Genomic DNA, 20835 nt, shown 5'->3' on the forward strand with positions numbered 1-20835 from the left:
ACTCCAGGCAACCCGAGTTCATATCGAGCCTCTCGAATCGAGGTCAGCTAGGTCGACTCTTAGGTTGTGATCGATAAATGATCCACCCAATCAACACCATTAAAGCAAATACTAAAAATAAAAGTTCAGTGAAAGTAATAAAAAAGCGATCTGGTCTAGTAGTTCCACTATGGCTACGCGAAGAAGAGCCACTTGGGGCATTGGAGTTAGTAACGTTTGTGGTGTTGGATGGCGGAATTGGCTCCATTAATGTGGGCTTGGTTGGAGAGGTGAAACCACTAGAAGACGACGGCGACTCAATCAGTTGAGATCCCTGAATATTGCTTGCTTGGCTCCCCGGATTCGTCAGGGTCAGATTGAAGTCACTTGGTGTCGTTGGAGAACCCTGGGTCGATGGTTGAGGATTACTAGTCCCACTTGGTGTCGTTGGAGAACCCTGGGTCGAAGGTTGAGGATTACTAGTCCCACTTGGTGTCGTTGGAGAACCCTGGGTCGAAGGTTGAGGATTACTAGTCCCACTTGGTGAAGTGCTTCCAGAAGAAGTCGCGGGATGGGCTACGACAATCAAGGTATAAGTAGCGATCGATTGTTGATGTAACAAAAGACCTGAGTCAGAGTCCAACACCCTAAAGGTAAATGACCCTTGTGCTGTTGGTGTTCCATACAAAACACCTGAGGTTGACAAGGACAGTCCATTTGGAAGATTTCCAGAGACCAAGGTCCATTCATAAGGGGGAGTTCCGCCCTGGGCATTTAAAGAAGTATTGTAATAATTTCCGACGGTTGCATCATGTGGATTCGATGCAGATAGAGCCAAAGTTGGTAGGAGATTCAAGGATGCGGAGCCTGACACTTGGCCATAATTGTTGCCATCGCCGCTATAGCTAGCATAAAGACTGTAATTACCGCTGTCAAGGGTTATCCTGCATGAAGCTGCGTTCCCAGAGATAAGCGACGAACATAGCGGGCCGTTTTCATCGAAAAAATTCACATAACCAGTTGGATTGAAGCCATTGATAGTTGCAGACAACACGACCGAGGAGCCAGCCAGCGCCACGGTTGGAGATATGGAAAGCAAAAGGGAGCTATTCGACCTATCGACGGTTATAGATTCGTTTTGAGTGGCGCTAGCGCCCAATGAATCCTTTACGCTCACCCAATAGCTGTAGGTACCCGCGGCAGTCGCCCTCCCACTCAGCGATCCAACTGAACTATCAAAGTTCAGTCCCGGTGGCAAGTGGCCGCTTTCACTGAAAATATCAGCACCCACACCGCCACTAATCGTTGGGGTGTAGCTATAGTTAGAGCCAACTAAAATCGACGAATTTGCAGGCTTGGAAGAAATGGTTATAGCTCCATTAATAGTAAGGGAGGTAGTCGCTTTCGCTTGCAAATAGTTACCATCTCCGGGATAACTTGCAATGAGATCCATTGATCTCAATACGGGCGATTCGATATTACAACTCCCTACGGAGATGGCGCTCGGGATATTCAGGATGGACAGGTCACTAAGTTGAATATCGCACAAAGGTTGATTCACTCCAGGAGTAGATATTTCAACGCTGCCCGTAGGCGGATATTTATTAGTACCATTTGCATCTTCAACCGCCACCGATACCTTGGTAGACACACCTGCTTCAGATGGTGATGGCGATGCTTTCAGGGTGATCGAAGAAGTCGCCTTTTGAAAATTAATTGTGAAATTTTGGCTTGAGTGCCCACCATAGTTGTTAGCAGTTACCCTGAAGGAATAGGGTCCACCTCCAGAGGAAACGCCTGACAATACCCCCTCAGGAGACAGGGTAATCCCCGATGGCAATGTCGTGGTGGTGTTATAGGTGATTTTTGGTGTTCCAGTAGATGTGAAGGTGAAAGATCCCTGCTCCCCATCGATAAAAGTAGTGGTGGCAGCGGAGGTTATCGACGGCGAAACTACACTTTGACCGTAATTTATCTCAATGGCTCCAACGTCGCAATATCCACTTGCACTAGAAGGCCGAGAGTTGCCAAGCTCGTCGGTCGTTGGACAAAGGGTAAAGTTCGGCTCCGAGGCACTATAGGAGATAACGGTATCGTAGGGAACCATCTCTAACCCTATCGATCCACTAGTAGGCACAAAGTATCTGGAATGTGCGTCAACTGGCGTCACTTTAACGTTACTAACATCGCCAGAAGCAGTGAAATTGCATTCCGATGAATCAGAGACATTATAACCCAATGAAAAAATAGTCCCTGTAGATTGCCCGAGGCTACAGTTGTTTATCAAATCCGTAGTATTACGATCCGTATTATCTACCACGTACGAGCCGCTCATCTTAAGCAACGAAGGGGCAAGTACTCCAGGACCGAAACCGATTCCGGCACCACCACCATTGACAGAAACGTGGTTTCCGGCAATCGTCGAAGCAATAACGGCCGAATTCTGACTGATGTTGAAGATTCCGCCACCGTCGGTTATAGTTCCAGAGATCGTTTGCCCATTTCCAGCACTTCCCGAGATAGAGTTGTGAGTCACTGACGACTCGAACATATCAAGCCGACCACCATTAAATATACCGCCGCCGTAGTAGTTAGCGGGGGAAGAGGAATAACTACTCAAACTTTCATCGATCACATTTTGACTAATCAATGAGCGGCTAATGGTCAGCCGACCACCATTATATATACCGCCGCCGTAGGCTAATTGAACGCACTGGTTTGGTGAGGAGACGAGACAAAATACTCCTATATTGCCCGCAAAATTGTTCACAATGGAAGAATCAATTATCGACATAGTGCCCGCATTGTAAATACCACCGCCATTAGTGGAGAAGTTGGTATACACTTTGACGCCATTGAGCATCGTTGTAGTCCCGCTTTGAGCGTAGATACCTCCACCATATTGATTATCTCCATCCGATAGGGTCAAATCGGTGATCGAAATTTGCTGTCCAGCTTGAGGTATTGTGATAACCGATCCACCACTCGGATTTATCGTAGTAAGGCTTGTGGGTTGAAGATCTTCCACTGTCGAATTACCGTTGGTACCCACAATTTGAAGCGAGGCAATGGACGTAGGAATGGTTGCACCTTGGCCCTTAATCGCATTTGCAAAGACGATTCCATAGACGTCAATCGTGTCACCGCTTGCCGCCTGACTGAGGGCATATTGAAGTGTTTTACAAGGTGAGGAGATATTTTGGCAGTTGTTAGAAATGTCGCTTCCAGATCCAGATACGTACAGGTTGGAACCTTGGCCTTCGACTGGCTGACTCCCAAATTGCCCTATTGAGAGCACTATGACGCAAAGACACAACAGCCAACGTAGAGCTATCCGTCGATTGCACCAACGGTTGGGAGTCAACCTAAACATAATCGCTACCTTATGATGTCAACCAGAGACAAAAAGGAACACGCCTTGGTGACCTTGAGTACAAACTCTACAATTTGTGACTTCTTGCCCTAAATCCTATTCCAAAACCATAGCACTTCACTAGAAATGAATTTCTTATCTAAGGCCAAAAACTTGCTTGTTAGGCCATTCAAAGATCAGATATTTGAGATACTCCTACGGAATATCCATGGCGTCATTAGAGCCCTGAACAACGAGCTCTTTTCAAATGAGCCCCTCGCAAATATGTGACCATCAACATAGCTCCTTATGGAACCATTGTCAGGAACATAATCTGATCTGGCGACTAACTATGAAATTAGAGAGATGGCGACAACTTTTAATCAATGTGTCATTGGGGCTAACCATAGATTCTTGCGCATTGAATTTGGACTCAACCCATTAAGAGTGCCTGGAAGAGTCCAGATCATAAGGGCAAAATAAGTTGAATCCACGCTGCTTAATCCATTTATCCAGATAATCATTTCAAATCGTTCGCAGTTGCTGATCCCAAAGCTTCATCAAAGGGACATACATCTGACGCCTAAGGGCCAACATTCTAAAAGCATCGGCAAGATCTTCACTAATTACAGATTTGCCCACAGTTTTACTTTCTAGGGTTGAAACTCGGCTCGACCTAAAGTCAAGGAGACCTCCGCAACTTGTCACTCTTAAAATGAACAAAAATTGATCAAAGCAATCTAACCACAAGTTGGATCCAAACCAAAAATAAGTTCCAACATTGAACCCATCCCATTGGATCTTTCAAAAACCAAAGGCAAGGTAGCAAAAAGTTCTAGTCAGCAAAATGATCGCATACTCAAGCGAACGAAATCCACACACCAAAAACGACAATTCGAACTCAAAAGTGTTTTATCTCAAAAATCCGCCCGAGCACCTTTTAAGACCTTTATTTGCCTATTTGTCAAACCACTAGGAGGGGACCCATTCTCTCTGAATTAAGCATCCCCTATCGAGAGCACTTGGGTTGTCCCCGCGTCAAAAGATACAACAACCCATACTGTGCCAATCACCTTGCTAGGAAATGGCTACGAAGACACTTCCATGGCTCACCCAAAAAAGTCGGATGATGGTTGACGACCCTGTTAGACAGTTCATGGTCGTCAACCCTGCGGAATATCGATTTGATTGACCTTGATAAGATTTGAATTTCTAATACCAAATTATCTGTAGCAGATAAGCTAGCTATCGGATTCATTCGCTCGAGACCACCTCAGCGCGCCCAATCAAATCAATCATGACCCTTGAGGACCATTCCTAACATTTTGAGATTAAAGACCACAAATCGCCAGCCTTGGTAGAAAAGATTGGTCCTCAGTGCAATCGTTCTGGCCGTAGGCAGTGGTGCACGAGAAATATCTTGGTTTCCATTATCCATAATTCTTCATTGGACCTTTCAATTCATAGAGCTTTAAACCTAAATTGGCCTACTCGGGGATTCGATACCATCCTGGAAGGGCTTTTGCCTTGTAGATAAAGAGATAGTGAAGCATCAATTTCACCCAGTGTCCGCCTAAGCCGATCTCGCCAGATGTCCCTTTAGAGTCTCGACCGGAGCCGGGAAAACGCTGGTAATCTGGTACAACTGGGTACATTGTCATCGCTGCAGCAGTTCCATTTTTAATTCCAGCCCCAGCAGAGGCGATGCAGGCAGCACCCATCTTGGCCATTGATGCCTTATGCAATGGGGCATCTTCTCCAAGATTAATTCGATCGGCGATCGACCTGGCCACGGTCTTTCCCATTACGCCAGATGGCATGCCAGTTCTCGGAGGAGCAGGTGAGATCACTGTTCCGTTGGGACTAGTCCTTGGTCGAGAGATGGGATGTGGCGGTGCAAAAGCAATACCAACGCCAAAGACGTTCTCGTACTTTTGGGACTGATAGGTGCTAGGCCAATCCGAAGCATTCCAATCATCGAATGTTCTAGAGGTGTAGTCAGCATCCACCTTCATAAAGCCATTGGGTGCAAATATCTCAGAGGTAATGTCATCTCCACCTTGGTCATATGCCCTTAGGTCCACACCTCTAAAGGGTGGAAGCAGCATTGCAAAATCAAAAGATAGTGTTAGTTTTGAACCATCTAGCTGCTCATAGGTGAGCACCCCTTCGTCGACTTGCTCAACGTGTGCTCCGAGGATCGCCTTCACACCTCGCTCACGAAAAAGTGACTCAGTCCACATCTTTGAGGTGGTCACAAATCCATTTTGGACAAATTCCATCCCCCCAACACCAAAGTCACCTAGCTCAAATTCATTTGTCAAATAGATAACCGTAGCGAGTTCTCTAACACCCCTGTTGCGTAGTTCATGTTCCACATTGAATGCGTATTCAAATGCGGCACCTTCGCATGTGCAGGTTCCATGGCCGACACCAATCACCAGTGTCTTTGGATCACCTTTAGCGAGCGCTTCTATGATCTTTTCAAATTCACCAGCGGTCTTAGTGGCATGGTCTGGGGTACAAACCGAAAGAGTATTGGCATCAGGACCAAGACCCGGAGTAGCCGCGAAGTTCAACTTAGGACCGGTGGCATTTATGAGATAGTCATAGTGCAATCTCTCCAGCCTGTCCTTCTCTTTCTTGGAGGTGTGGATGATCTCCACAAAAGGCTTAGTCGAAGTTTGGTCGCCTTCTGGATAGAGGCCAACCGCAAGGGCTTGGCGAAAGTCGATGCCCTTACGACGATAGACGGGCGCAAGGGGAAAGGTAACCTGCTTCGTCGTCATCTTTCCGACGCCAACCCAGATGTTGGAGGGGATCCAATTCCAATTTGAATTCGGAGAGACCACCACCACCTCGTGACTAGTATCAAGAAAGCGACGTAGATAAAGAGCAGCCGTATGACCCGAGATGCCCGCTCCTAAAATCACGACTCTAGCCATAAGTTAACTCCATTCAGAGATGGTGACCCTTTTGAGAGGCCATCAAATAATGATTCCTACAACCAATCCAAATCTCGCCAAAGCGACAGAAATGGACTCTAAAACCTAACCTTATCACCATAATCATATACCCCATAGGGTATTGTGGCCCCACTTTACGATTGATAAACAGTTCAATGCCCAACACATGGCCTATAGGGTTTTGGCGAGATTGTGCTAGTCAAAGAAAGCCACGACACAAGGTACCAGCCCAGGAGAGGAATTCAAAAAAATCCCAAGCGTCACCATGAGGTATAATCAGATCTGAATCAAGTGAGCATCAACTGATCGCTAGGGCCTAATCATGCTACCTATCGATCAAGTGAAACTAGCTAAAACCTAAACCCTAACCAACACCGCATCCAAAGGGCAATTCCGAACTAATCGTCAACTACAATTTTTAGCTTTACCAACCTCGTAATTCACAGAGCGATGAAATGGTAGCCATCTCTTGGGCCGCGCCAATTGGCCAAGGCATCGAACTCTCAATTGGGCCATTCACTTTAGCGCTCACAAAAAGAGCCACTATTCTAAAGGCAATAACGCGGTGGTTCTCGGAGCGTTTTAGCTAACCATTCGATCAAGATGATCAAATCGAAATCCAAAGAGGTTCAGACAAGGATCGCAATGGAAAAATCAGCCGTCAAAACACCTCCTTAGATGCATCTTTCCGAGAACGATTGCATAAAATAGGTAAATGATCCCTCAACTTCAATTTGGTAAAACAGGACATATGACCAGCCGAGTAATTTTCGGAGCGGCAGGATTGGGAGAATCCTCCCAGGCAACCGCCGATGCGACACTGGAGGTAATCCTCGCAGCTGGTATCAATCACATCGATACGGCGTCATCTTATGGAAACTCCGAAGAGCGAATTGCGCCCTGGATGAAAGACCACAGGAACAAATTCTTTCTAGCCACAAAGACTGGCGATCGAACCGGTGATGGAGCGCGCGCATCCCTTGAACGCTCCTTAGTTCGATTAGGCGTCGATCAAATCGACTTAATACAACTCCACAACTTGGTAGAAGAAGACGAGTGGAAGATAGCGCACTCCAAGGGTGGCGCCCTTGAAGCGTTGATAGATGCCCGTCAACAAGGACTGGTGAAGTACATTGGAGTCACCGGTCACGGAACCCGAATCCCTTCCATGCATATTCGATCACTAAGCGCCTACGACTATGACTCCATTCTCTTTCCCTACAACTACATGATGCTAACCAATCCTCAATATAAGAGTGATGTTGAAGAGTTGATAGAGATCGCAACGAACAAGAACGTGGCAATACAGACGATCAAGTCAATTGCTCGGCGCCGATGGAGTGACGACAATACCACCGATCGACGCTTTAGCTGGTATGAGCCGATAAAAGATGATGGAGCAATCAAAAGAGCCGTCGCATTTGTCCTGTCAAGGCCGAACCTCTTCCTAAATACATCTAGTGACTATTCGCTACTACCAAAGGTCATTGAAGCTGCAAACCACCTACCCAAAGATTTGGATCTAGTTGCTATCGAGGCTGACGCCCGAAGCCTTGAAATGGCTCCACTCTTTGACGGGAGCACCTTGGAGCTAATCTGACACATGCATCTACGGAAAGATTTTCAACTTTCCGTAGATGCTCTCAGGCCAGAAATGAGCCAAAAACCACCACAATTGCCAATTGGCCGGGGTGCCAAAACAGAACCCTTCGAAATTAGCCGCCTAAACATTGCTAGACAAGTGAACATAAAATGCAATAGTCATCATCCGATGGGTTTTCCATGCGAAACCTCTGTCATCTGTTTTTGAGTCATCGCCTTACATTTGCGTTTTGCCCATGACTCAAAAACAACGATTTAATTTGCTTAAAACAAGAGTGACACCAAAAAAAGAGCCCTACAACTTTGAATAGATCGTAATACCGAGGCTCTTATTGTAGGTAGATCTATAGTTTGCTCTTAGGTAACGCATCGCAACTGGTCCAACACCAGGATAAGCTCCACCTAGAACCACCGTCGTAGCAGAACGAAACCAACTCAAAACCATCTTTTGAAATGCGGGGTTAGAAGCGTCCGAAGCCACCCCGGATGCACCAAAATCAACTACACGCTCTTGGCCATTCCAATCCACGACATTAGGGCAGCCCTTAGTGAATGTAGTAAGCCTGTTCATCAAAATCATTACGGTAGGAACATCACTAACAACGCACCCTAAAGATTGAACCGCAGCCTTGGCAACCGGCGGAACAATCGGAGCGGCGGGGTTCTCGAAGATCCCCACGAAGTCACCTATGACCAATATCGCCAGCAACGCCCCAACAAAGACTTTTTGTGATTTAGCCCTATAACGCCGCCGTTGTTGTAGATCATCCAAGCCCAAGGGGGAGTTTGTGAAATACTCAAAGAGCCCAACGATGCCAAATGCGCAAAATGGTGCCACAAAACCGGCATAATGGTAATAGTAGGCCGGAGCCACCGCCAATATAGCCCCAACAATTAGGGTCGAGCCGATTCCAAATACCTCTATCGACTCCCAATTCGACGATCCAACGTTCTTGATAACCTTCAAACTAAGAGAAATGAAAGTCAAAAGAACCACAATTGCGACCAGCACCCCAACAACTTTGTCCCAATGATAGATATAGAGTTCAGACGATAGGCTAGAGATCCGCCCAAAGATAGTCAACCCGCTAAAACCTCGACGAGCTTGAGTAAATAGAATCTGGTTAAAGAACGAAAATGGCGAAGTTACAAGAAAAGGCGCGATCGGAATTAAAAAACCTAACCCGGTGGCCAAGACAAAGCGCAGACTCACACCAACAGAGCGTCTAAGAAGTATCACAGCGACAATCAGAAAAGGAAACACCGCCCATAGCTTGGTTGCTCCAGCTATGCCAAAGGAGATTCCACCTAAGCTCAGGCGCCACATCGAACTAGTAAGCTTCTGTTCCCAGAAGATTATCACTATTGCTATCAAGCAAAAAAGACAGAGAGCCGGCTCTATTAAAACGGTCTGGGCTGAGGTAATCGTCCCTTCGTAAAATGCCATTACCCCCATCCCCAGCAACAGGGAAGTAGTTTTTCGAGTCCTCAAAACCAACCCGACTAAGACTACGTTACAAAGTGGAATGAGATCGATAAAAGAACGTGCTACCTCCAGTCCAAACATAGTTCCGAAGTGGTTACCAAACCAGGTAGCAGGTAGAAGTAGATATAAAATGACCGGGGGCTGCAAAAAAGCAAAGTCCTTATAGGGAAGCACGCCATGGCCAAGATTCATCGCTGAAGCAAAATAAACACCGTCGTCGTATTCATCGACAGCTCCAATGTGGCCATGTAACATAAGCTGCAAAAGAAGAAGACTGCCAAGAACCAAAGTGATGCAACCAATCAACCAAAGCGGCTTCGCCTTGGGCTCAGAAAGATCACGCCTAGCATCGTTTGTCTTAGGTATTTTATTGAACCGTTGAATCATTTACGCCAAGGCTATTACCTGATTATTAAAGATAACCAACATTGCATCTTGCTCATTATCTCTTTAGACCTTGGTAGAGGCACCAGCCTCATTGCGATCATCAATCAATAGAAATAGGGTCAAAAGTAAGAAAAAATCTAAGTAATCTCTCCACGTGGCCCAGATAATCGAAGGGCCAACTAAGTTTCGTAATTAACAAAAATTGAAATGTATTAGAAAAAGACCGAGTACCTATCATTATCGAACTATCACCACCCAAAAAAATCAACAAATATCTATTTTTCAACCATATTTGCGGCCTCGCAAAGAAAGACGGCTGGAGCGACTATACAAGAGCTCGTTACTTCGATGCCCAAGCGCCAACGAGCCTTCGATGGACGTTCCACCAAAGGCTAACGCTTTCGACGATCTCCGATCTGAAGCCAATAAAGGCCAAAGTACTAGCCCATCGCCGATCCATCTACTCACAACGATCTCCCTTAGCACTTGAGCCCAAAATTATCAAGGGTTTTGGGCTCAAGTGAGATCGATGACAACAGAAAAATTTGCCGATCGGCTTTGGCAGCTACGAATCATCTACATTGCAAGAGCTCTAATGAGCACATCGCGGGTTATAGCGGCGATTGGCGTTCCGATCTACTTTGCAGCCAGCGGATTCTCAGCTACCAAGCTAGGAGTTGTCTTTGGGTTAGCTTCAATCTTTACCATGGTGACCTCCGCCATTATTGGAAGCATCTCCGACCGTGTTGGCCGTAAGATCTTCATGGTCGTCTACCCAATTGTGGTGAGTGTAACCCTCATCGTCTTTATCTCAACCTCGATCGCTTGGATATTGATCCTCTGTACCGTCTTGGGTAGCTTTGGTCGTGGCGGAGGAGCAGGCGCGGGCCAAGTCGGTCCGTATCAACCGGCCGAATCGGCCCTTTTAGCCGAAATTGCATCGACCAAAAGAAATGATGCTTTCGTAAAAGTTACGCAGATGACAGTAGTTGGCGCCTTGATTGGTTCAGCGGTCTCTGCCACCCTCTTTGGTTCACTGCATCCATCGCACCTAAATGGTGCAATAACAATCCCCTTTTCGATAGCTGCAATAGCTGCCCTACTAGGCGGATTGGTGGCCCTTTTAATCCAAGAAGAGAAAAAACCGACTAAAGATAAGGATTCCAAGGCGCCAAGGAGATCGTTACTTCCCCGCAACTCTATGGGATTGCTCTTTAGGTTGGCAATAACGAATTCTCTAAATGGCCTGGCCGTGGGGATGTTCGGACCGTTTTTGACCTATTTCTTTTTCGTAAAGTTCCACAGTACCCCAAATACAGTGGCAATTTTATATCTGATCACCAACGCCATAAGCCTCGGTCCAATTGGCGTAGCAACCACGCTGGCTGATCGCTACGGAAGTGTCAAGGTAACTACCATTCTACGTTTTGGTCAGGCACTTCTTTTGATCCCGTTTGCATATGCCCCCACCTTTTTGCTCGCTTCTATCTTCTACATAGTTCGCGCCACGGTTCAGCGCGCCGCCTTGCCGCTACGTTCGAGCTACGTTCAGAGCCAGGCCGACCCTAACGAACGAGCCCAAGTTGCCGCGCTGTCGAATATACCCTCTCAAATAGCCCAAAGCGCTTCGCCTCTCTTGGCTGGATACCTCTTTGACTCAATCTCATACGAGATGCCCTTTGTGGTTGGATCGATATTACAGTTTGTGAGTTCCATCTTTTATGTCCGCTTCTTTATAGATCGACCCCCTCCCGAAGAGATTGCAAACCCAGTCACCGACAGCGACTAAATACCAAAAGAAGCCACAAGGCACATAAAGACCGTAGGGGTATTGTCATTGATCTCATTCTTTATGTCGTTCAAAGGTTTCGACCAAAGCGTCATAGAGATAACTGTCACCAAGTATCAAAAGACTATCTCCCGCCAACAAAATCGTAGCTCCATTGACTGGGATCAACCCGCCATCACGAACAACCATCGAAATCCAAGCACCACCAGGAAAATTCATCACCTCTGAGATGGATGACCCATCTCCTAGTGAGTCTTTGGCCACAACCAACCTATGGACTCCATCGGGCTCATTCGCCAAACTGACGCCGATGGACCAGGGCTCTGGCTCAACGATACGCATCGGTACATAGAGAAGTCGCGCCACCATCGGTACAAAAGAACCCTGCACGACAACTGAGACGAGAACCACTATCACGATTATTCCAAAGAGGCGTGATGCTCCAGGAATGTGTGAGCTTAGAAGGTAACTCCCCAACAAGACAGGAACAGCGCCCTTCAATCCGGCAAATAAGACAAAGATGGATTGCTTAAAAGACAGCGAACTAGTCGCTAAAATCGGCCCGACAAAGAGTGGACGGACTAAAAAGATCAGTACCAGAGCGATTATCAGGCCAGGCAACCAGATATCCGAAGCCATCAATTGATGAAGATCGACCATCATTCCCAAAAAGAAAAACGCAACAATCTCGCCCAAACTCGCCAGCGCAGAGTGGAAGCGCACAATTTCACCCTTATAGGGAGCGCGCTCATCACCAATGATAATTCCTCCCAGAAAGACCGCCAAGAAGCCAGATCCATGAGCAATGGTTGCAGCTGCATAAATGATAAATATGAAAGTTAGGCTTCGAAGCGGATAGAGGCCCTCCTTTGGAAGCGGAATTGACCTCATAAAGACCAAGAGAAGGCGACCACCGACTATTCCCAAAAGCGCACCGACTGCCATTTGCAGTATAAAGTTACCTCCCACGCTCAAAAGAGAAGAAGCACCAACTCCCCCAGCGCCTATCAAAGCAACCATCAATGAAATTCCAACTGGATCATTGGCACCTGATTCACCCTCGATGAGATCCCCACTAATTCCGGAGATCTCTCTTTGACCCAACACTGAAAAGACCATAGCTGGGTCTGTGGGGGCAATCGCAGTTGCAATCAGACTCGCGGCATACCAGGAGAGACCAAAACTATAATGAATAAAGACGGCGCTGGCTATCGTCGTCAAAAAGGTACCAATAATTCCAACACCCAAGATGGGAATCAGTGCCGCCTTGACCTTGCTCCACCCGATGTGCATTCCGCCTTCAAAAAGAATGATAACAAGAGCCACTGTAACTACCTTTGAGATCAAACGTGGAGAAAGATAGACGAAGTGGGGCGCAAAGGTGGCGACAAGACTAGCGCCGACAAAGAAAAACGCTGGGGATGGTATTTTGATCAAGGAAGACAACCGGCTGGAGACAACTGCAAGTAGGCCCACGATCGAGACGATCAAAATCGTAATAGCAAAAGGAACGGTGTCTGACATAATTTCTCCTCGAGAACGAGTCCCCAACCTTGGAGACCTGTCGACCAGACTTCCCGACACGCCATTCAATACTCTAACATCGGATTTCAACAGGCATAACATGATATTTCCGCATAGAGATCTTTGGGTAACCCATCTCTCAAATGCAATACCAAAATAACGAATCGCTCACCGCAACTAGGGCCATAAGTACCTATTGAGGGCAAAATCAGCGCGCTAAAATCACCTCCTGACTCAATTCGACTGAAAACTTTCGAAATTAGATTTTCCATGCGAAAACTCCAATTAGAAGGCTATTCAAAGAAGCCAAATAGGGCATCGCCAAAAAATTAGCTTCAGCGGGATGAAAGATTAAGTTGGCTTAGCCTCTTTTGACAATGGGCGCTAAAGATCACCAAGAACCTATGGGTGAATCGACTAAACAAGGGAAATGAAATTGGCTGACAACATTCGCACTCGTACTTTAGCCCCAAAGTTGATGCCTTGGGTGGCCTTTACCACTACAGCTCTCACCTACGCGCTTGTAGGCCTCGGAAGTACGGTTCGAGTCACCAACTCGGGTATGGGATGTCCATCTTGGCCACTTTGTTATGGTCAAATCGGCCCAATCTTTAAATACCATCCGATCTTAGAGGAAAGCCACCGATACCTAGCGGGGATCGTCTCCATCTTCGTCTTTTCAACCCTGGCACTGGTCCTTGCCAATCGCGAAAGGGGACCTGTGCGCAAAGCAGCCCAGATAGCCGCAGGCTTAGTCGTCTTTCAAATCGGACTAGGCGGACTAACAGTTCTAGCGAGAAATGCACCCTGGACGGTCGCCCTTCATCTACTTACAGGACTGACCTTTCTAGCATCTACCACCGTTGTTTGCGTCCTAGGTTTCACCAAAGATCGATTCGAACACCTGTCCAGAGTGGCCCGACGTTGGGGAATGTGGTCGTTGGAAACTACACTCGCACTTTTATTCTCTGGGAGTTTGGTAGTTGGCTCCGGCGCGGGAGCTGCGTGTCCAACCTGGCCAGTATGCTTTGCGAATGGTCCAGCTCGCCTAACTGCCATAGCGCTCTTTCACCGTATGATGATGGGAGCCTCAGCAATTGTCATCGTGGCCTTCGTCGTTGCTGCTTGGTCTAGCGCCGACAAAAGGTGGAAGATGCGTTCCAAATTCCTAGTCATCCTCTTAGGTGTCGTAGCCGCCGTCGGCGCCGGCGTGGCATTGAGTAAATCAAACCCTGTCTGGGCCGACATCCACCTCGGAGTCGCCGCTGCCCTTTGGGTGACGCTGACCGTACAAGTATGGACACATGGCCTCGGTGCTAAAACTATCAGTTCTACAAAAGTAGCCGATGAGCTCACTCCCAAATAAGAGATAAACCCAAGGCGCACAAAAGATCCAATTGGGCTGATCCTTCAAACATGGCGAAACGGAATAAGACTAAAGCCGATCGTTCGACTTTAATATCTGACCATCTTCCTCTTTAGATCGCCAGGCAGATAGGCCTCGAAGGACAACAAAGTGAGTTTTCACTAAGGCGCACTTTCGAGGAGTTAGCCTCCCAAAGCGACGATACCAGCTGATCCGCTAAAGCTATAACGTCCAGATACGCCTCCTGCAACACCTCTAGGGGCATTCCAACTCCCTCTTGTGCAATCATCTCAAAGATCATGGAGGAGACAACGCCTTCCTGAATCAAGATAGCCTCCTCCAGGATCTTACCCAATAACCCTTCATAACTCAAAATTGCACTCTTGAGCACTAAGTCAACGGGCAGATCAGCAAGAATCACCTCTACTGAAATACCCAAAAGAAGGTCCAATGCAGAAAGCATACCTATCGTATATGCCACCTATGCACTTTGTAGTAATAGAAGTAGCGTTAGACTTTCGCAAAGCTTCGCACGCAAAAGTGCTGAATTAAACTGCGCTTCAAATGAGTCGATTGGATCCGAAAGCGATAATAGCATCACCCAATCTTTTAGTTTGCGCCAGCCAACCAAAGTAATGGCCTCTCGCAAAGATCTCACTCTTCGAGCTAAGCCGTTCGAACTACCATCTGCTGCAACCTTTAGAAGTCGATGAGCCAACGACGGATCGTTGCGCACCACAGCCTCAATCTCGTTCAACGAAGCATCAGGAGAGTCCAGCCTTGTGAACAACCTCGCGTTAGCGATGGCAGTTGGCTCAATGGTCCGACCTTCAATAAGCGATGGCAGTTGGCTCAATGGTCCGACCTTCAATAAGCGATGGCAGTTGGCTCAATGGTCCGACCTTCAATAAGCGATGGCAGTTGGCTCAATGGTCCGACCTTCAATAATGGTGGGACGAGAAAGCGCATAACGCTGAAACAGGTCAAAACCCAAATCATCACATCGCTCAATCTCAGCCCAGGTCTCTACCTTTTCAGCCAACAAGGAGATGTTATAGTCCTTAAACCTCTCGATCAGAGACCTAATCTTATCGTTAGCGACCTCTCGAATATCAATCTTGACGTAGGTGCAAAAAGAAATAAGTGACTCAAATCGCTCATCCCATTCAACCACGCCATCTAGAGCGAATTTGAACTCCTTCTCCGAAAGTATCCTGCAAACATCCAAGATTAAGTCCTCAGCCTCAACCGTTTCAAGAATCTCAATGACCGCTCGGTCCGGCTCAAAGATAATCGGCATATCGCCTACCAAAAGTGCACGATCTGCATTTATAAAGAGCGGCCTACCGTTCGACATTTGCTCGAACCCAATGGTATGAGAGTTCAGCATCAAATCCGCGCTTATAGTCGAATCCAATTGGTCCACGAAGCTTAGATCGTGGCCACTACGTCGAAAAAGAATCTCATAGGCAACTGTCTTTAGGCTATCACCATAAATTGGTTCACGTCCTAAAAAACACTGCTACTCGTGGGTTGCTACCCAAATAAATTAAGGTCGTTGCCTCACGCCTCGTAAGCCCATATCGGCAATACCACCTAAACCCTATAGTGAAAACTCCATAGTCGTCGAAGATACATATCATTCCAAAAAAAAATTCAAATTATCGAATAGTTCAATATAAAAATAATGCCTATAGCTATCTAAAAGATTAAACGAACTCAATAATAAATTGCTTCATTCATACTAATGGCGACAAACGAAGTCATCGATGCCTCACTATCAAGAGATGCAACTGCAATTAAAGTATATATCTGAGTCTAGGCTCTAATGGCCAGTGTAGCTTAGGCAAAAAAACCTAAAATAGGAGAGGAATAAGGCAAAGACCACCAAAGAGCCAACTATATAATAACTACTAGCTAAATTTAACTAGCCCATTAAAGAATGTCCTCGAGTTATTCAAAAAGATAAAACACATAGTTTCAAGCAATATACCTTGATCAAAGATGAAGATCAACAAACTAGATACCGTTCTTATTTGCTCAAGCTACCGATAGATAAATATGAGAGCGCATCCAAGACAGTCCAGAGCGATCAATCTTCAAGCATAAGCTTCCAATCAATGCGAGTCACCTTCGTACCGCATAGTTATGCGGCATAACTATGCGGTCTAGGGCCTCTGCCAATGATGCACCATGGGTTGCTAGCAGATTAGATGAGCTATGAGCTACATGTCGCCGAAGCTAAAAGGGCCAAATTGCGCACTGAGGATCAAAGCAAAATTGAAAGATAGGCGAATCGCCCTACCGTCTGATATGGCTTTATAGTTGCCGAGATTAGGCAATCTAAACAAACGATCTGATAAAAATGCACCAATCTCTCAGGTAACAGTAACGATCAGATGCCCGATAGATGACAAACTAGATAACATGCTTTTGCATTTCGCATAAACCGCATAATCAACGATGCAGTTACCAACGATGCTGAATCCGAAAAACAATTAAGATAGAGAATTACCGATTCAATAGATTACAAAAGCGACTATTATTACTAACTCATTCTTATCACGCTTGCAAATTTGCTAATCAATTCAGCATTAGCCTATAAAATTTAACTATGCGAATCAAAAATAAAATTAGCACATTTTTGGAATTAGCCAAGATAAATTAGCAGTCCAAAAAGATAAAAGAATAATTATTTTTCCTCATAATGGGCAGAATATTGACGTCTGAGCAGATTTTTTTGAACCTTACCTGTCGAGGTTCTCGGTAGCTCACTAACTATTTCAATTGACTTTGGAGCCTTGAATCCATCAATTTTATCCTTGACTCGAGCCAATATCTCAGTCGGATCTAGATCTTGACCATTCTTTGGAACTACGAATGCGGTGATTGCTTCGCCCCATCGGCCGTGGGGCAAGCCCACCACCGCCGCCTCGGCTATCTGGTTTGAACTTGCATAGATAGCCTTTTCGACCTCGATAGATGAGACGTTCTCACCACCTGATTTAATTACATCTTTAAAGCGATCCTCAAACCACAAAATACCATCTTTATCGAAGTAGCCGCTATCACCTGAATGGAACCATCCGCGATCAAATGCCAGCTCAGTTGCAGAGGGATTATGGAGATATTCAGTCATGGTTTGGGGTGATCGATAGACAATTTCACCCGAAGAGCCATTCGGTAGCAAACAACCGCTCTCATCCATAATTGCGACAGCCACATTTATTTGGGGAGTTCCAACCGCTCCCGAATGACTTAGTTGATGCTCTGGTCTGAAGATAGTTGTCACCGGATTCATCTCGGTCTGGCCAAATCCGAGGGCAAAATCACAGCCCAGCACCTCAATACATTGGCGCAAAAGAGTATCAGGCATTGGTGCCATCGCATAAATAGCAAGACGAAGCGAGGATAAATCGGTCTGGCTTATCGAAGGGCAATCCAGCAGTTCGCGAAACATAAAAGGTAAGCCAAAGAAGACTGAGACCTTTTCCCGCTCAATAGCTGATAGTAAAGCCTCGGCGTCAAAGCCCCGAAGAAGTACTATTGTCGCTCCAACAACAATTGCAGGTGTGCACTGACCATTGAGTTGTGCAGTATGAAAGAGAGGCATCATGGCTGCCAATACATCGTCATGTGAAAATCTATCTTCGACGCATACTCCCAAAGACTCTAAGTAGACTGCCAAATGAGAAGAAACAACCCCCTTGGGAGCAGAAGTAGTTCCAGAGGTATAAAGGTAACTTATTGCAGCTCGATCTGCAATTAGCACCTCAGGTTCGAGCCCCTCAAATTCCCCTATTACTGCCTCAAACGAATGCCAATTGCGCTCGCTGAGATCTCCGACGTTTTGAAGATCACCAGAGTGAACCACAACAATCTCATAAATCTCCTCGCAAGACGGCAATACGACATTAGCTAGCTTTAGAAATTGTTCTTCGATCACAATAGCTTTAGCACCAGAGTGATTTAGCACATATTCAATCTCGCCACCTTTCCATCCCAAGTTGATGGGTACACAGACGACACCCACCTTCGCGCAGGCAAAGTAGGAGATCAGAAATTCAGCGCAATTTCCTGCCAATATCGCCATAGAGTCACCGACTTGAAGGCCCAAGGAGCAAATAAAGTGAGAGAACTTATTTACTAAGTCATTCAGTTCATAGTAGGTAAATTGCCTCGGTCCATCGACTATAGCAACTTTATTTGGATATCGCCATGACGTTCTGGTCAAAGAGTCGCCCACATTTATACGTTGAATTAGATTCAGCTCAAGTTCGTTCATCTAAAAACCTCACTCTGGATCGATCACATGCTAAAAATAGACCTGTTATCACCAAAGATAACACTTCGAAGAGCCTGCAGTGGATAAAACCAGTCCTGATCATGACTCGATCAAGGCAACCGAAGTATCACCTTTACTTAGGAGCAAAGATGTGCCAAAGCTAAGGGGTGAAATCTCATCGATTGTACTTCTTGACAAGAAGAGATGGTACCAAACGGAAAAACTGATTCTTGATCTCTTTATTGATGCTTAATCTTCATAGAAGCTTGAACGATCTAGCTATCCTTTCAACGCGGGAAACCAACCCCAGAAATTCTTACGCCCGCTAAAGCCACTAAGGTGGTCACCCTATGACGGCTGTCTTGGACCAAGAGATCTTGTGACTCGTATAATAATTAGATGGAAATCGACCAAAAATGGCGTCAGGTAGCCAAAATTGGCCTTCCCTCCTTGGGTTCTGTATTACTTGAACCGATCCTAGGGGCCACCGACTTAGCCATGGTTGGCCACGTTTCACCTCTGGCGCTTGGTGCCTTAGGCCTGGCCATAAGTGCCATTAACTTCATTACTGTTCCGCTGGCTTCAATAGCATTCGCCTTGACGTCAAGGGTAGCCCGCCTCTCAGCCAAGGCCGATCCCAATGATTTGGCGGCCTTCGCAACGACAGCGACTATCGCTCTCTTCTTGGCCGGAGTGGTATTGGCGTTGTTACTGGTTGCAATCGTCCCACTTGTGATCTCAGCAGCTACAACCAATCCAACCGTGCGCCACTTTGGAATAATCTATCTAAGAATCTCAGTCTTTAGCCTCCCCTTCTACCTCGGATCCCAGGCAGTAGCCGCATATCTAACGGGCCTTGGAAGAACAGGAAGGGCTTTCATCGTCGAAGGAATCGTAGTAGTTGTAAATATCGCAGCTGAAGCGATATTTATCTTCGGATTTTCTATGTCAGTAGTTGGATCGGCTCTCGGTTCGCTCATTGCACAATTGCTTGGCGCTATTTTGTTCTCCTTTTCAATCCAGATAAAAGGCCTCAGATGGACTAGCACCATCGCCGCACTCGCAAACTTCATTCGGGAATTCTACAAACTTGGCGTCTCTCTCATCTCAAGGACACTCGCACTCATGGGCGCCCTCTCGGGATCGATCTACTTCGCCTCTTACTTTGGAACGAGCGATCTCGCCTCATTTCAGATTGGCCAGACCATATGGCTTTTATTCGGACTTTCCTTTGACGCAATTGCGGTTCCAGCCCAGGTAATGGTCGGCCAATGGCACGGACTCTCGGCTTGGAAGGAGATCAGAATTTGGTCCAGAAAGCTCATATTGCTTGGCCTTTTTGCAAGTGTAATAATCGCATTCGCAATGGTTATATTTAGCGCTTTCCTCGCCAAAGTATTCACTTCATCACCAGCACTAATTCCATCGGCAAAAAGGGCGATCTATGTCGTAGCTGCGCTAATGCCCCCAACCGCCTTGAGCTTTACACTTGATGGTTTAGTAAGCGGCACAGAAAGCTTCAACCTGCTTCGAAATGCCATGATCGTTGCGTTGTTAGCAATGGTCGTGGTCGACATGGTCCTTATCGTCTTCCATGTCCATATCTCTCAAACTATCATCTGGTTGCCCTTTGCAATCTGGATAACAGTTCGGGGAATCACGGTCCTTTTAGCTTGGAGAGCACTAATACGCCAAAACCTCCTAGGAAAGACCGCCTAAGGAAAGACCGCCCCAAAACGAGACGCTATGGCAACACTGCAGCTGATAGCTTTCCTCGCAAAACCTCATAAGTCCAAACCTAAGGTGAGTTGGCACGATCACAAAACTCACCTGTGGCCCCCATTCATGGAACCAATATTTATATTGGTTCCAATCAGAGGAGGTGCATACAGAGAAGATTCATGAAGCGGAGATTCACCTAGAGACGAGCTCTGCAAGAAACGGACGACTTCGGCTCAGCTTAGGTCGGCTCAGCTTAGGTCGGCTCAGCTTAGGTCTGATCAGCGGGTCGCCGTAAAAGAACCCGTCCGATGAGTCAACGACCGACCGCCAAAGAGAGCGTAACTAATTTTCAATCGTTCACTCGCTTTGGATCGACA

Annotated in this window: 13 protein-coding genes; 5 read left to right on the plus strand and 8 right to left on the minus strand. The window is 46.5% G+C overall.

Features of this window, described 5'->3' with window-relative positions; all coding sequences use genetic code 11:
- Window positions 1-43: 43 nt before the first annotated feature.
- Window positions 44-3352: a putative Ig domain-containing protein gene (locus ACIDITHRIX25_RS92100; protein WP_201732818.1), complete on the minus strand. Its 3309-nt coding sequence runs from the start codon at window positions 3350-3352 to the stop codon at window positions 44-46.
- A 1466-nt stretch (window positions 3353-4818) separates the two neighbouring features.
- Window positions 4819-6276, minus strand: coding sequence for an NAD(P)/FAD-dependent oxidoreductase (locus tag ACIDITHRIX25_RS92105; protein WP_201732819.1), 1458 nt, complete (start codon window positions 6274-6276; stop codon window positions 4819-4821).
- 772 nt (window positions 6277-7048) lie between these two features.
- On the opposite strand from ACIDITHRIX25_RS92105, the gene ACIDITHRIX25_RS92110 reads away from it, so the two are divergent.
- Window positions 7049-7897 carry an aldo/keto reductase gene (locus ACIDITHRIX25_RS92110; protein WP_201732820.1) on the plus strand — a complete coding sequence of 283 codons (849 nt, stop codon included), beginning with the start codon at window positions 7049-7051 and terminating at the stop codon, window positions 7895-7897.
- Between the two features lie 297 nt (window positions 7898-8194).
- Here ACIDITHRIX25_RS92110 and ACIDITHRIX25_RS92115 read toward each other — a convergent pair whose 3' ends face one another.
- Complete coding sequence (locus ACIDITHRIX25_RS92115) at window positions 8195-9772, minus strand: phospholipid carrier-dependent glycosyltransferase (protein WP_052604120.1); 1578 nt, start codon at window positions 9770-9772, stop codon at window positions 8195-8197.
- A 529-nt stretch (window positions 9773-10301) separates the two neighbouring features.
- Between ACIDITHRIX25_RS92115 and ACIDITHRIX25_RS92120 the strand changes: the two genes are divergently transcribed.
- Entirely contained in the window at window positions 10302-11561 is a 1260-nt protein-coding gene (locus ACIDITHRIX25_RS92120) for an MFS transporter (RefSeq protein ID WP_052604119.1), read from the plus strand.
- 54 nt (window positions 11562-11615) lie between these two features.
- Here the strand turns inward: ACIDITHRIX25_RS92120 and ACIDITHRIX25_RS92125 are convergent, their stop codons facing one another.
- Complete coding sequence (locus ACIDITHRIX25_RS92125; RefSeq protein ID WP_052604118.1) at window positions 11616-13085, minus strand: cation:proton antiporter domain-containing protein; 1470 nt, start codon at window positions 13083-13085, stop codon at window positions 11616-11618.
- Window positions 13086-13515: 430 nt separating this feature from the next.
- On the opposite strand from ACIDITHRIX25_RS92125, the gene ACIDITHRIX25_RS92130 reads away from it, so the two are divergent.
- On the plus strand, window positions 13516-14451 hold the full coding sequence (locus tag ACIDITHRIX25_RS92130) for a COX15/CtaA family protein (RefSeq protein WP_052604117.1): 936 nt from the start codon (window positions 13516-13518) through the stop codon (window positions 14449-14451).
- A gap of 112 nt (window positions 14452-14563) precedes the next feature.
- Here the strand turns inward: ACIDITHRIX25_RS92130 and ACIDITHRIX25_RS92135 are convergent, their stop codons facing one another.
- The 4 genes from ACIDITHRIX25_RS92135 to ACIDITHRIX25_RS92150 form a co-directional block, all read right to left on the minus strand.
- Complete coding sequence (locus ACIDITHRIX25_RS92135) at window positions 14564-14932, minus strand: hypothetical protein (RefSeq protein ID WP_201732821.1); 369 nt, start codon at window positions 14930-14932, stop codon at window positions 14564-14566.
- A complete protein-coding gene (locus ACIDITHRIX25_RS92140) occupies window positions 14933-15307 on the minus strand; it encodes an HDOD domain-containing protein (RefSeq protein ID WP_201732822.1) in 375 nt (124 codons plus the stop codon).
- Between the two features lie 48 nt (window positions 15308-15355).
- Window positions 15356-15808 (minus strand): EAL domain-containing protein, encoded by a 453-nt coding sequence (locus ACIDITHRIX25_RS92145; protein WP_201732823.1) that lies wholly within the window; start codon window positions 15806-15808, stop codon window positions 15356-15358.
- 1335 nt (window positions 15809-17143) lie between these two features.
- Window positions 17144-18736, minus strand: a complete 1593-nt coding sequence (locus ACIDITHRIX25_RS92150) for a class I adenylate-forming enzyme family protein (RefSeq protein ID WP_201732824.1) — start codon at window positions 18734-18736, stop codon at window positions 17144-17146.
- Window positions 18737-19135: 399 nt separating this feature from the next.
- Here ACIDITHRIX25_RS92150 and ACIDITHRIX25_RS92155 point away from each other — a divergent pair, with 399 nt between their 5' ends.
- On the plus strand, window positions 19136-20455 hold the full coding sequence (locus ACIDITHRIX25_RS92155; RefSeq protein WP_201732825.1) for an MATE family efflux transporter: 1320 nt from the start codon (window positions 19136-19138) through the stop codon (window positions 20453-20455).
- 163 nt (window positions 20456-20618) lie between these two features.
- Window positions 20619-20753: a hypothetical protein gene (locus ACIDITHRIX25_RS92160; RefSeq protein ID WP_283770402.1), complete on the plus strand. Its 135-nt coding sequence runs from the start codon at window positions 20619-20621 to the stop codon at window positions 20751-20753.
- Window positions 20754-20835: the final 82 nt, after the last annotated feature.

This window comes from Acidithrix sp. C25, assembly GCF_904848545.2.